This is a genomic window from Albidovulum marisflavi, assembly GCF_025751435.1.
In the GTDB taxonomy this organism is placed as follows: Bacteria; Pseudomonadota; Alphaproteobacteria; order Rhodobacterales; family Rhodobacteraceae; genus Albidovulum; species Albidovulum marisflavi.
Map to the genome: position 1 here is coordinate 137,441 of NZ_JAOWKY010000003.1, position 13,807 is coordinate 151,247.

Genomic DNA, 13,807 nt, shown 5'->3' on the forward strand with positions numbered 1-13,807 from the left:
GTAAAATGGGGGAATCGATCTGCGTTCTTGCGGGAATGTCGCGCTTTTACGGGCGGACATGTTAAAGCCAAGCTGCAACATAAAGCTTGTCGGAGCGGCGTCAATGAACACGTTTCTTCTGTCTGCCGTGCTGGTTCTGGCGGGGCTTCTCGCTGTGCATCTCTTTTTGGTGTCGCGGTTTTCGCGCAGGATCGCCACCCGCGTCGCACAACTGCGCCAGGCAAGACCCGCCCTTGTTCGCGCGGATCTTCCCGAACCGGTCCGCGCCTTCGCCCTGCGGTGCGGGGCCGGGCCAGGCGTCCGCACCGCACGCTTCCGCCAGGTGGCCGAGATGCGACTGAAACGGGGCGCCCCTTTTCAGGAGATCCGCGCGACCCAGCACATCGCGCTTGGAGAGCCGGGATTTGCCTGGGATGCCGCGCGGTTCATCGGGCCCGTGACGATGTTTCGCGTGATCGACGCCTACGACCCAGGCGGCGGCCTGCTGGAGGCGCGGCTTCTGGGGTCGGTGCCTCTGGCCGCGAAGTCCGGCACCGAGATCGCACTGGGCGAGGCGCTGCGCTATCTGGCCGAGCTGCCCTGGGCGCCCGACGCGATCCTTGGCGACCCGGCGATCGGCTGGCGGATGACCGATGAAGGACGGGCCGAGGCCACGCTTGCGGTGGCGGACCAACTGGCGCGCGTTACCTTCAGTTTCGGCGCCGATGGCGACATCGAGACGGTCGAGGCCAAGAACCGCCCCGCCTTCGATGCCGAGGGGCGCGCCGCAACCTATGACTGGCGTGGCCGCTTCTGGGGATATCGCCAGTTCGGCGACCGGCGCGTCCCGGAATGGGGCGAGGTCGGCTACGTCTACCCGGAAGGTTTCGAGGTCTACTTTCGCGGCCGGATCCTGGAATACGAAATCCTGGGGTGACCTCGGACTGCTTCCGCTTGGCCCGCCGCTCGGCTAGTGTCGCTCCATGACCCGTGACCCTCGATTCATCCATCTTCGCGTCCACACCGAGTATTCGCTGCTCGAGGGCGCTGTTCCGGTCAAGAAGCTTCCCGGTCTGGCCGAAAAGATGGGCATGCCCGCCGTTGCCGTGACCGACACGAACAACATGTTCGCGGCGCTTGAGTTTTCCGTCACCGCCTCTGGCGCGGGCATCCAGCCGATCGTCGGATGCCAGCTTTCGCTGGATCACGACCCGGTCCAGCCTGGCGAACGCGCCAGGCCACCCGCGCCGATCGTCCTGCTCGCACAGTCCGAGGCGGGCTACATGAACCTGATGAAACTGAACTCCTGCCTGTACCTGCGCGGCGACGGATCGCTGCCGCACGTCACGGTGGACGAGGTCGAGGCGCATTCAGACGGGCTGATCTGCCTGTCAGGCGGGCCGGACGGTCCGATGGGCCGGCTTTTGCAGGCCGGGCAGCGGGGCAAGGCAGAGGCGCTTCTGCGCCGTCTCGCGGTGGCATTTCCCACGCGGCTTTATGTCGAGCTTCAGCGTCACCCCGGCGAGGGCGGGAGGCTGCCCGAGGCCGAACGCCTGACCGAACGCGGCCATGTCGAGATGGCATATGACCTCGGCCTTCCGCTGGTCGCCACGAACGATGTCTACTTCCCGAAAACCGGGATGTACGAAGCGCACGACGCGATGATCTGCATCGCGGAGGGCGCCTATGTCGATCAGCAGGAACCGCGCCGCCGCCTGACGCCGCAGCACTACCTGAAGACGCCCGAGGAGATGTCGGCACTGTTTGCCGACCTGCCCGAGGCGCTGGAGAATACCGTCGAGATCGCGCGCCGTTGCGCCTTCAAGGCGTCGAAGCGCAAGCCGATCCTGCCGCGCTTCGCCGATGACGAGGTCGAGGAACTGCGCCGTCAGGCGTGGGAGGGGCTGCGCGCCCGGCTTGCGGTCATTCCGCATTCCGCCCCGGTCGAGGAATACGAGGCGCGGCTGAAGTTCGAGCTGGACATCATCGAACAGATGGGCTTCCCCGGCTACTTCCTGATCGTCGCCGACTTCATCAAGTGGGCCAAGGATCACGACATCCCGGTAGGGCCGGGGCGCGGCTCGGGCGCGGGCTCTCTGGTGGCTTACGCGCTGACGATCACCGACCTTGATCCCTTGCGCTATTCGCTTCTGTTCGAACGCTTCCTGAACCCGGAACGGGTTTCGATGCCGGACTTCGACATCGACTTCTGCATGGACCGGCGCGAAGAGGTCATCGAATACGTCCAGCATCGCTACGGGCGGGAAAAGGTCGCGCAGATCATCACCTTCGGCGCGCTTCTCTCAAAGGCGGCTGTACGCGACGTGGGCCGCGTGCTGCAGATGCCCTATGGCCAGGTCGACAAGCTGTCCAAGCTGATCCCGGTCGAGGGCGTCAAGCCGGTCTCGATCGAAAAGGCGCTGGCCGACGAGCCCCGCCTGCGTGAGGCCGCGCGGGCGGAGGAGGTGGTCAAGCGCCTTCTGGACTACGGCCAGCAGATCGAGGGGCTGCTGCGCAACGCATCGACACACGCGGCGGGCGTGGTGATCGGCGACCGGCCGCTGGACGAACTGGTGCCGCTTTACCAGGACCCGCGCTCGACCATGCCCGCGACCCAGTTCAACATGAAATGGGTGGAACAGGCCGGGCTGGTGAAGTTCGACTTCCTCGGGCTCAAGACGCTGACCGTGATCCAGAACGCCGTCGACCTGATCCGCGACGGCGGCCGGCATCTGCACATCGCCGCCGACGGGCGGGAACTTTACGCCCCGCCGGAGGGGGCGGTCGATCAGATCAACGCCATCCCGCTGGAGGACGCGCCCACCTACGAACTTTATGCCCGCGCCCAGACCGTCGCGGTGTTCCAGGTGGAAAGCACGGGCATGATGGATGCGCTCCGCCGCATGAAGCCCACCTGCATCGAGGATATCGTGGCCCTCGTGGCGCTTTACCGTCCCGGCCCGATGGAGAACATCCCGGTCTATTGCGAGGTCAAGAACGGCCTGCGCGAGATCGAATCCATCCATCCGACCATCGACCACATCCTGGCCGAAACCCAGGGCATCATCGTCTACCAAGAGCAGGTGATGGAGATCGCCAAGGTCATGGCGGGCTATTCGCTTGGCGGCGCCGACCTTCTGCGCCGCGCCATGGGCAAGAAGATCAAGGAGGAGATGGACAAGGAACGCCCGAAGTTCATCGAGGGCGCCAAGAAGACTCACAACGTCGATGCAAAGAAGGCGGGCGAGGTCTTCGACCTTCTGGAGAAATTCGCAAACTACGGCTTCAACAAGTCGCACGCTGCAGCCTATGCCGTCGTCAGCTACCAGACCGCCTGGCTGAAGGCCAACCACCCGGTCGAGTTCATGGCGGCGGTGATGAACTGCGATATCCATCTGACCGACAAGCTTGCCATCTACAAGCGAGAGGTGGACCGCATGGGCATCGCGACGGTCTCCCCTTGCGTCAACCGCTCCTTCGCGACCTTCACGGTGAAGGACGGCAAGGTTGTCTATGCCCTTGGCGCACTCAAGAACGTGGGCGTCGAGGCGATGAAGATGATCGTCGCGGCGCGGGGCCAGAAGGCATTCGTCTCGCTCTTCGATTTCGCGCGCCGGGTGGATCTGAAACGGCTGGGCAAGCGCCCGCTGGAAATGCTGGTCCGCGCCGGGGCGTTCGACGTGCTTGATGCCAACCGCCGCCGGGTTTTCGACAGCCTTGACGCTTTGTCTGCGTGGTCGGCGGCGGTGCATGAAGCTTCTTCGTCCTCGCAGGTGTCCCTGTTCGGCGATGCGGGGGACGATCTGCCCGAACCGCGCCTGGCGCCCGTTGACGACTGGTTGCCCGTCGAACGACTTGCGGAAGAGCACAAGGCCGTAGGCTTCTACCTGTCGGGCCATCCGCTGGACGATTACATGCCCGCGCTCAGGCGCAAGAAGGTCATGACGCTGACCGAGGTCACCGCCGCGGCCGAGCGCGGTCCGCTGGTCGCCAAGATGGCCGGCACCGTGTCGAACCGGCAGGAACGCAAGTCCGCGCGCGGCAACCGGTTTGCCTTTGTCGGCCTGTCCGATCCGACCGGCCTTTACGAGGTCACGGTGTTTTCCGACACGCTTGAGACCGCGCGACAGCATCTTGAGCCCGGCAGCGCGGTTGTCCTGACGGTCGAGGCGAACCTTGAGGGCGAGACCCTGAAGTTGCTCGCGCGCGGTGCCCAACCCATAGACAGCGTCGCCGCCGACGCCGGCGCGGCCGGGCTTCGTATCCACGTCGAAACCGAGGCCGCCGTCACCTCGGTCGCCAATCTGCTTGCGCGGATGCAGGAAGAGGCCAGGGTCCGGTCACGCGGCCCGGTCAGCTTCCTTGTCGCGGACCGCGCGACGGGCACCGAGGTCGAGGTCGAGACAGGCCGCGATTTCCCGGTCAATCCCCAGATCAAGGGCGCCATCAAGTCGATGTCCGGCGTGGTGCTGGTGGAGGAGATATGAACGGCTGGCCGCGCAGGCTGGTCCGCGCGGTCTGGCACTTCTTGACGGTTGCCGCGACCTGCGCGTTGGCCGTTGTGCGGGCGCGCTCGCCCTATCCGCTGCCGTCGCTGGACGGCCGCACCGAAAGCCAAGCCATTCCCGCTTCGTCCGACACGGCCCTGGGCGCGGCCATCCTGCCGGAAGCGGCGCGGCATCCAGGCTGCTCGGGCATCCTTGCGCTGGAGAACGGGATCGACGCCTTTGCCGCGCGGATGGCGCTTGCCCACGCCGCGCAACGGTCGATCGACGCGCAGTATTACATATGGGAAGACGACCTGACCGGCATCAGGCTGCTTTCGGAACTGGCCGCCGCCGCCGAACGCGGGGTGCGTGTGCGCATCCTGGTAGATGACATCGGCACCAGCGCGCTGGATCAGGAGCTTCTGTCGCTTGCCAAACTGCCGATGGCAGAGGTCCGCATCTTCAACCCCTTCGTCCTGCGCTTCCCTCGCAACCTGAGCTACCTGTTCGATTTCCCGCGCCTGAACCGGCGGATGCACAACAAGTCCTTCACCGTCGATGGCGTCGCGACGATCATCGGTGGCCGCAACATCGGCAATCTTTATTTCGAGACGGGCAGCGGCAATCTGTATTCGGACCTGGATGTTCTGGCCGTAGGGCCCGCCGCAGCCGATGTCGCGACCGACTTTGACCGGTACTGGAACAGTCTGTCGGCCTATCCGGTCGAACGGCTGGTCAAGCCAGAGCCCGACGGCGCGACCAGGCTTGCGCGGCGCGACGCCGCCAATCAGCAAACCGCCCAGGCCGAGGCCTATGGCAAGGCTGTCGGATCGTCCCAGCTTTACGCCCGGATCATGGAGCACCGCCTGCCGCTCGACTGGGCCAAGACCCGGCTTTTCAGCGACGATCCCGCCAAGGCTCTTGGTGCGGTCGAACATGACGGGGTGATGATACGGGCGCTTCTGGACGAACTTGGACAGCCCGCGGCGGCATTCGATATCATTTCTGCCTACCTTGTGCCGGGAAAGCGGGTCATCTCCGATCTGAACGAAATGGCGCGTTCGGGGGTGCACCTTCGCACACTGACCAACGCCCTTGAGTCGACCGATGCGACGCCAGTGCATTCGGGCTACATGCGCTATCGCGATGCGCTATTGGACATGGGCGCCGAGGTCTGGGAACTGAAGAACGAGGACGGAGAGCGCAAGTCGGTCAACGACCTTGGGATCGTCGCCGTTTCCCGCACTGCGCTTCACGCCAAGACCTTCCAGATCGACCGGCGGCGCGCCTTCGTGGGGTCGCTGAATTTCGACCCGCGGTCAAAGCGGCTGAACTGCGAAATGGGACTTGTGATCGACAGCCCCGCGCTTGCCGGCCTGGTCGCGGACTGGCTGGACGAAAACCTGCCGAAGCTTGCCTACCGCGTCCGTCGCTCGCCCACGGGCACGCTGGTCTGGATCGAACGGCCGGGACATCCGAACGAGGTCCTCTGGACGGCCGAGCCGAACACGACCTTGCCCCTGCGCGCAATGGTCCGGCTTGTCAGCCTGCTGCCTGTCGAAGGTCTGCTGTGACGCGGCGGGGTCCCGCTAGCGCGCCAGTCGCCGCGCGAAGATCCGCACCACACTTACCGCAAGGATGATGCGCAGAAGATGATGCGCGGTCACGTAAAGGATCGACAGCTTCAGGCTGAGCGCGATCAGGCCCATCTCGACCAGGCCGCCGGGGGCGAAGGCCAGAAACACGGCGGGCACGCTTTCATCCACGACATCGGCAAGCCCCCAGGCGATCAGGCCCGCGCCGCCCATCATGATCGTCACGCTGATCAGCGACAGCCGCAGCGCCTCGAGGATCCGCCGCTTGGGCATTCCGCCGAAGCGCACGCCAAGCGAAGTGCCGATCACCACCTGCGTCGCCCAGACCAGTATCTGAGGGGGAACGGCCGAAGTGAGCCCCGCGATGTGGAATGCGCCCGACAGGACGATCGGGCCAAGGATGTGGCCCGCGGGCAGTCGCAGCTTCAGTCCGATGATCGCGCCCGCGACCCCCGCGAAGATCAGGATCGCCAGGTCGCCGGGGCCCATGTCGGAGCCCTGGACCGACGCGCCGCCGGCCGAACCCACGGCATGGCCGACCATCCAGGTAAAGAATAGCGGAATGAAGACGATCGTCAGGATCAGGCGCAGGAACTGCAGCATGATCAGCATCTGCATGTCCGCCCCCGCCTCTTCGCCCATCTGGACGGTTTCGACCAATCCGCCGGGCGCCGTCGCGAAAAGCGCCGTCACACGGTCAACCCTCCCTGTCGCGACCAGGACCCGGAAACCCGCGTAGTGGACCGCCGGGATGAACAGCGCGAGGATGGCGAGAGAGGGCAACCAGGCCGCGGCTTCCTGCATAAGCTCGGGACGTGCGGCCCCGCCGATCGCCACGCCGATGACGGGGATGAACAGCATGCGAAGTTGCTGGGGCGACTGCGGAAGCCGACCGAGGGGACGAAAACCGATGATCGACGCCGCGCCCACACCAAGCAGCGAGCCCAGAAGCATCGGAAGCGGCAGATGCGCGACCATCGCCAATATCCCGCCAGCCGCGCCGATGGCATAGGTCACAAGAACGGTCGGCCAGTGCGGCGCACCAAAGTAGGCGGAAAGGCGGGGCGTCATGCGGGGATCGGTCTGAGGCGGTTCTGACGCAGGTCTTGCCTGCGTTTCTGACACCAACCTGTCAGCCCCCGACCTGGGGCGCAAGCATCTACCAGTGGGGCGGCTTCTGATCGGGCAGGGGAATGGTGCCCGTCCGCTCGGCCTCCGCCTCGGCCGCGCGCTCCATCAGCATGAGCACGCGCCGATTCAACACGTCGAGCTCGCGCGACTGCCGCGCAACCACCTCGGACAGGTCATCGACCGTGCGCCGAAGATGCGCCAGCTCTTCCTCTGCCCTGTCCAGCCTGTCTGTCATATGGGTGTGCTCCTGGCTCCTCGGCCGCCTAGCCGCACTTGGAATGGCCGCAGCTCGGGCAGGTCAGGCAGCCCTCGCGTTTTTGCATGCCGAACTGGCCGCAGGCGGGGCAGGCGGGGCCACGCGGGGTCTCGCCCACTGCCATGACCTGCGCCGTGGGGTCCGACTTCAGCCCCAGCCCCTCGCCCTGCAGGAAGCCGATGGCCACCATGTGCCGCTCGATGACCCCACCGATCGCCGCAAGGATCGAGGGGATGTAACGCCCCTGCATCCAGGCCCCGCCGCGCGGGTCGAACACGGCCTTCAGCTCTTCGACCACGAAGGACACGTCGCCTCCGCGCCGGAACACGGCAGAGATCATCCGCGTCAGCGCCACGGTCCAGGCGTAGTGCTCCATGTTCTTCGAATTGATGAAGACCTCGAAAGGACGGCGATGGCCACCATGCACGATGTCGTTGATGGTGATGTAGATCGCATGTTCGCTGTCGGGCCACTTGAGCTTGTAGGTCGCGCCCTCCAGCGCCTGCGGACGGTCCAGCGGCTCGGACAGATAGACGACCTCGGCCCCGCTATCCGCTTCCGGCGCCTTTTCGGATGCTTCGGAAACCGACAACACGCTGCCCGTCACCGCATTCGGGCGGTAGGTGGTGCAGCCCTTGCAGCCCTGGTCCCAGGCGGCCATGTAGACGTCCTTGAAGGCGTCAAAGCTGATTTCCTCGGGGCAGTTGATCGTCTTGGAGATCGAGGAATCGATCCACTTCTGCGCTGCCGCCTGCATGCGGACATGGTCAAGCGGCGGCAGCGTCTGTGCGTTGACGAAGTGATCCGGCAGCGGCTTGTCGCCAAACCGTTCGCGCCAGAGCTGGACGGCGTAGTCCACGACCTCTTCCTCGGTGCGGCTGCCGTCCTTCTGCAGGACCTTGCGCTTGTAGGCATAGGCGAACACCGGCTCGATCCCCGACGACACGTTGCCCGCATAAAGGCTGATCGTGCCGGTCGGCGCGATCGAGGTCAGAAGAGCGTTGCGGATGCCGTGTCTGGCGATCGCGGCGCGCACGTCGGCGTCCATCTGCGTCATGTTGCCCGTGGCCAGGTACTTGTCCGCGTCGAAAAGCGGGAAGGCGCCCTTTTCCTTCGCCAGTTCGACCGAGGCCAGATAGGCCGCCCGCGCGATGCGGTGCATCCAGGCCTCGGTCTGCTGCGCGGCCTTTTCCGACCCGTAGCGCAGACCGACCATCAGAAGCGCGTCGGCCAGGCCCGTGACGCCCAGGCCGATGCGGCGCTTGGCCTCGGCCTCGGCCTTCTGCTGGGGCAGCGGGAAACGGGAGGCATCGACGGTGTTGTCCATCATCCGGACCGCCATGCGCACCAGGTCGTCAAGCGCCTCTTCCTCTATCCGCGCGCCGGCGCCGAACGGGTCCGTCACGAGCCTGGCCATGTTGATCGAGCCCAGAAGGCAGGCGCCATAGGGCGGCAGGGGCTGTTCGCCGCAGGGGTTTGTCGCCGCGATCGTCTCGACATAGGACAGGTTGTTCATCTGGTTGATGCGGTCGATGAAGATCACGCCCGGTTCGGCGTAGTCATAGGTCGCGCGCATGATCTTGTTCCACAGATCGCGCGCCCTGAGCGTGTGATAGACCTTGCCCTCGAAGCTCAGGTCCCAGGGGCCGTCGGCCTTGACCGCCTCCATGAAGGGGTCTGTCACCAGGACGGACAGGTTGAACATCCTCAGCCGCGCCGAATCCTGCTTGGCGTCGATGAAGGCCTCGATGTCGGGGTGATCGCAGCGCATCGTCGCCATCATCGCGCCGCGGCGCGAACCCGCCGACATGATCGTGCGGCACATCGCATCCCAGACGTCCATGAAGCTGAGCGGGCCGGAAGCGTCCGCCGCGACCCCGTGCACGGCCGCGCCGCGCGGCCGGATGGTGGAAAAGTCATAGCCGATGCCGCCGCCCTGCTGCATCGTCAGCGCCGCTTCCTTCAGCGCGTCGAAGATGCCCGCCATGCTGTCGGGGATCGTGCCCATGACGAAGCAGTTGAACAGCGTCACCGCGCGGCCGGTGCCCGCGCCCGCGGTGATGCGGCCCGCCGGAAGGTACTTGAAATCGGCCAGGGCGGCATAGAACTTGTCTTCCCACTTCGCGGGATCCTTTTCCACCGCCGCAAGCGCACGCGCGATCCGGCGCCAGGTGTCTTCGACCGTGGCGTCGACAGGGGTGCCGTCCGCCTGTTTCAGCCGGTATTTCATGTCCCAGATCTGCTCGGCGATAGGGGCGGCGAAAGCGGTCATCGGCATCCTCGGGGATCGTGGGGAAAGGGCGATCAAGTTACGCCCGCAGCGTCGCGCGGTCAACTTGATCTCGGGGTCGGGTGGAATAAAATAGCAATCTGTTGGGGGTGAGATGACCGGATTCGTCCACATTCTGAAATTGTGCGTCGGCGCGGAAAGCGTCGAGGATCTGGTGGATTGGTATCGGGTCAATCCCGCGCCCTATCCCGGCGGCGAACGCCGCCATGTCACCCGCATGTGGCCCAAGCGCGAGGCCGAGATCCTTGCCGGCGGGTCGCTCTATTGGGTCATCAAGGGGGTGATCCTTGCCCGCCAGCGCATTGTCCGGCTTGAGGAGATCGACCGAGGCGACGGGATTGCCCGCTGCGGCATCGTCCTTGATCCCGAGGTGGTGCGGACCGAGGCCGCGCCCCGCCGGCCATTTCAGGGCTGGCGCTACCTGGACGCCAAGGACGCGCCGCGCGATCTGCCCAAGGGCCGGGAAGGCGATAGCGCCCTGCCAGAGGAACTGGCGCTGGCGCTTTCCGAAATCGGCCTCAGGTAGGACCGGTCTGTTCCGGGCCGCTTGTCCCGACCCGCCCCATCCGCTACACCCGCGCGCGAATGCAGGCGAAGGCCGCCTTCGGGCGGGTGCAAGCGAAAGACCGGATGATGGCCAAGGACAAGGGACCGAGACGACCGCGCGCCGAGACCCCCAAGGGGTTCCGCGACTATTTCGGCGCCGAGGTGAGCGAGCGAAAGGCGATGCTCGACACGATCGCCGAGGTCTATCACCGCTACGGTTTCGACCCGCTCGAAACCTCGGCCGTAGAGACGGTCGAGGCCCTGGGCAAGTTCCTGCCCGACGTCGACCGCCCGAACGAGGGCGTATTCGCCTGGCAGGACGAGGACCAGGACTGGCTGGCGCTGCGCTACGACCTGACCGCGCCGCTGGCCCGCGTCGCCGCGCAGTACCGCAATGACCTGCCCACACCCTATCGCCGCTACGCGATGGGCCCGGTCTGGCGCAACGAAAAGCCGGGGCCGGGCCGGTTCCGGCAGTTCTACCAGTGCGATGCGGACACCGTGGGCTCGGGTTCGGTCGCGGCGGATGCCGAGATCTGCGCGATGCTTGCCGATGCGCTGGAAGAAGTCGGCATCCCTCGCGGCGACTACGTGGTGCGGGTGAACAACAGGAAAGTGCTGAACGGGGTTCTTCAAGCCATCTTCGGATATCTTGAGGGCAACGAGGATGCGCAACTCGGCGCGGCACATGACACTGCGACAAAACGTGATGCAGTCCTGAGAACGATAGACAAGTTTGACAAGGTGGGTGAAAGCGGCGTCCGCGAGCTTCTTGGCAAAGGACGCCTCGATGCCTCTGGCGCCTATATCGACGGAGTTGGCCTGGACGAGGGTCAGACGGATCGCGTCATCGCATTCCTGACGTCGAGAGGAGCTACGACTTTTGACACCTTGGCAAACCTTCGAGGTGCCGTAGGCGACAGCCACATCGGTGCCGAAGGCGTATCCGAACTCGAACAAATCGCAGCTCTCCTCGACGCCCAGGGCTACGGACCCGACCGTATCGTCATCGACCCTTCGGTCGTTCGCGGGCTCGGCTACTACACCGGCCCCGTTTACGAGGCCGAGCTGACCTTCGAGATCCTGGACGAAAAGGGCCGCAAGCGGCAGTTCGGATCCGTCGCGGGTGGCGGGCGTTACGATGACCTCGTGAAGCGATTCACCGGGCAGTCGGTGCCGGCGACGGGCGTGTCGATCGGGGTGGACCGGCTTCTGGCCGCCCTTCGCGCCAAGGGCCGGGTGCAGGGCGACGGGCGCGGGCCGGTCGTGGTGACCGTGATGGACCGCGACCGCATGGCCGACTACCAGGCGATGGCGACCGATCTGCGCCGCGCGGGCATCCGCGCCGAGGTCTACCTGGGCAATCCCAAGAACTTCGGCAACCAGCTGAAATACGCCGACAAGCGCAACTCTCCGGTCGCCATCATTCAAGGCGGGGACGAGGCGGCGCGCGGCGTCGTGCAGGTCAAGGACCTGTACCTGGGCGCGAAGATCGCGGCGGAAGCCAGCCACGAAGAGTGGAGGGCCCAGCCCGCCCAGACCGAGGTCGCGCGCGCGGACCTGGTGGCCGAGGTGCGCCGCATCCTGGGGCAGGGCTGATGGCGGAAAAGGCAGCGGCACGGGCCGAGGCGGCACGCCTTGTGGCCGCCTTCCGCGCAGCGGGCGCGGTCGAGGTCGAGGCCGACATCCTGCAGCCGGCGGAAGTTCTGCTGGACCTGTACGGAGAGGACATCCGCGCGCGCGCCTACGTGACCGCCGACCCCGTGCGGGGCGAGATGATGCTGCGCCCCGACTTCACCGTCCCCGTGGTGCAAATGCACATGGCCGAGGGCGCCGAGCCCGCGCGCTACTGCTACGCGGGTGAGGTGTTCCGCAAGCAGGAGCGCCCAAGCGCGCGGCGCACGGAATACATGCAGGTGGGCTTCGAGGTCTTCGACCGCGAAAATCCCGTGGCCGCCGATGCCGAGGTCTTTGCCCTTTTTGCCCGGCTCCTGGCGCCGCTGGGGCTGCGCGCGGCGACCGGTGACATCGCGATCCTGACGGCCGCGGTGCGCGGCCTGAAGACGCTGGAAAGCCGCAAGGCGGCCCTGTTGCGCCACATCTGGAGGCCGCGCCGGTTCACCGAACTTCTGGATCGGTTCGGAGGCCGTGCCCCGGTCTCGCCCAGCCGCGCGGCGTTGCTCAGGGTGCTTGCCACCGGCGAACGTCCTGCCGCGGCTCCACATCTCGGGCTGCGCTCGGAGGCCGAGATTGCCACGCGTCTGGCGGCGCTGGTCGATGACGCCGAGGCCCCACCGATTTCGACCGAGGAGGTCGCCCGCCTCGAAGACCTCTTGAACCTCGAGGCGCCAAGCCCGGACGCGCTGTCGCACTTGCGGGACCTGGCCGATGACATGCCCGCCATCGTGCCTGCCGTCGACCGGATGGAGGCGCGGCTTGACGCGCTTTCCCGCGCCGGGATCGACGTCGGCGCGCTTGCGTTTGAAGCCAGCCATGGGCGCACCACGCTGGAATATTACGACGGGTTCGTGTTTTCCTTTCACGCCGCCGACCTGGAGCTGCCGCCAGTGGCATCTGGCGGTCGCTACGACGCGCTGACCGAGGTGCTGGGCCAGGGCCGGTCGATCCCCGCCGTGGGCGGCATCGTCCGGCCAGGCCTTGTCGCCGACCTGGGAGGACTGGGCTGATGCTGAAGCTTGGTGTGCCCTCGAAGGGCCGGCTGATGGAGCAGACCTTCGACTGGTTCGGCGACCGGGGCGTGAAGCTTAGCCGGACCGGCTCGGACCGCGAATATTCAGGCGCGGTCGAGGGCGTCGAGGGGCTGGAGCTTGTTCTTCTGTCTGCCGGTGAAATCCCGCGCGAACTGGCTGCGGGGCGCATTCATCTGGGTGTGACGGGATCTGATCTTGTTCGTGAAAAACTGGCCGACTGGCCCTCACAGGTGGCCGAACTTGCTCCGATGGGTTTCGGGCATGCGGACCTGATCATCGCCGTGCCCGCCTGCTGGCCCGACGTAGATACGCTTGACGACCTGGATGCGGCGGCGGCGGCGTTTCGCCGCGTCCACGGGTTCCGTCTGCGCATCGCGACGAAGTACCACCGGCTTGTCCGCGATTTCCTGACACAGCATGGTGTGGCCGACTACCAGCTTGTGGACAGTCAGGGCGCCACCGAAGGCACCGTCAAGAACCTGACCGCCGAGGCCGTTGCCGACATCACCTCGACAGGCGAGACGCTGCGCGCCAATCACCTCAAGATCCTTTGCGACGGGTTGGTGCATCAAAGCCAGGCGACGCTTTACGCGGCGCGGGGCGCGGATTGGCGGGGCGCCGCGCGCGACACCCTGTCCCGGCTCGTTTCGCGGCTGGGGCTGCCGGCTGTCGACATGGCCTGAGCGGAGGCGCAAACACCCGCGTCGCGCCGAAGCCTGATGTGGCCAAGCTTGCGGGCCAGGGGCCGAACGTGGGCGATTGCCGGTGGCGATCGGAACCGGTCGACGCAAGCGGGCTCCGCGGCGCGGCCT

General features: G+C 66.1%; 10 protein-coding genes. 7 read left to right on the forward strand and 3 right to left on the reverse strand.

All coding sequences use genetic code 11. From position 1 onward, the window contains the following. Window positions 1–103 precede the first annotated feature (103 nt). Genes OEW28_RS12525 through OEW28_RS12535 form a run of 3 tightly spaced genes read left to right on the forward strand, consistent with a single transcriptional unit; the run spans window position 104 to window position 6,040 of the window. The gene (locus tag OEW28_RS12525) at window positions 104–916 is read left to right on the forward strand and encodes a DUF6544 family protein (RefSeq protein ID WP_263735111.1); all 813 of its coding nucleotides are present in this window, start codon (window positions 104–106) and stop codon (window positions 914–916) included. Window positions 917–962: 46 nt separating this feature from the next. Beyond that, a complete protein-coding gene (dnaE, locus tag OEW28_RS12530; RefSeq protein WP_263735112.1) occupies window positions 963–4,466 on the forward strand; it encodes a DNA polymerase III subunit alpha in 3,504 nt (1,167 codons plus the stop codon). Continuing rightward, window positions 4,463–6,040, forward strand: a complete 1,578-nt coding sequence (locus OEW28_RS12535) for a phospholipase D family protein (protein WP_263735113.1) — start codon at window positions 4,463–4,465, stop codon at window positions 6,038–6,040. Before dnaE ends, OEW28_RS12535 begins: the two co-directional genes overlap by 4 nt. Window positions 6,041–6,055: 15 nt before the next feature. Here OEW28_RS12535 and OEW28_RS12540 read toward each other — a convergent pair whose 3' ends face one another. The 3 genes from OEW28_RS12540 to OEW28_RS12550 all read right to left on the reverse strand — a co-directional run bounded on the left by OEW28_RS12540 (window position 6,056) and on the right by OEW28_RS12550 (window position 9,720). Next, on the reverse strand, window positions 6,056–7,132 hold the full coding sequence (locus OEW28_RS12540; protein ID WP_263735114.1) for an AbrB family transcriptional regulator: 1,077 nt from the start codon (window positions 7,130–7,132) through the stop codon (window positions 6,056–6,058). An 88-nt stretch (window positions 7,133–7,220) separates the two neighbouring features. Further along, complete coding sequence (locus OEW28_RS12545) at window positions 7,221–7,427, reverse strand: SlyX family protein (protein ID WP_263735115.1); 207 nt, start codon at window positions 7,425–7,427, stop codon at window positions 7,221–7,223. Between the two features lie 28 nt (window positions 7,428–7,455). Further along, window positions 7,456–9,720: an adenosylcobalamin-dependent ribonucleoside-diphosphate reductase gene (locus tag OEW28_RS12550; protein ID WP_263735367.1), complete on the reverse strand. Its 2,265-nt coding sequence runs from the start codon at window positions 9,718–9,720 to the stop codon at window positions 7,456–7,458. A gap of 112 nt (window positions 9,721–9,832) precedes the next feature. Here OEW28_RS12550 and OEW28_RS12555 point away from each other — a divergent pair, with 112 nt between their 5' ends. The 4 genes from OEW28_RS12555 to hisG all read left to right on the forward strand — a co-directional run bounded on the left by OEW28_RS12555 (window position 9,833) and on the right by hisG (window position 13,678). Then, window positions 9,833–10,264, forward strand: coding sequence for a DUF1489 family protein (locus tag OEW28_RS12555; RefSeq protein WP_263735116.1), 432 nt, complete (start codon window positions 9,833–9,835; stop codon window positions 10,262–10,264). Window positions 10,265–10,371: 107 nt separating this feature from the next. Next, window positions 10,372–11,883: a histidine--tRNA ligase gene (gene hisS / locus OEW28_RS12560; protein ID WP_263735368.1), complete on the forward strand. Its 1,512-nt coding sequence runs from the start codon at window positions 10,372–10,374 to the stop codon at window positions 11,881–11,883. Further along, window positions 11,883–12,971 carry an ATP phosphoribosyltransferase regulatory subunit gene (locus OEW28_RS12565; protein WP_263735117.1) on the forward strand — a complete coding sequence of 363 codons (1,089 nt, stop codon included), beginning with the start codon at window positions 11,883–11,885 and terminating at the stop codon, window positions 12,969–12,971. The genes hisS and OEW28_RS12565 overlap by 1 nt, the downstream gene beginning before the upstream one ends. After that, a complete protein-coding gene (gene hisG, locus OEW28_RS12570; protein WP_263735369.1) occupies window positions 12,968–13,678 on the forward strand; it encodes an ATP phosphoribosyltransferase in 711 nt (236 codons plus the stop codon). The genes OEW28_RS12565 and hisG overlap by 4 nt, the downstream gene beginning before the upstream one ends. Window positions 13,679–13,807: the final 129 nt, after the last annotated feature.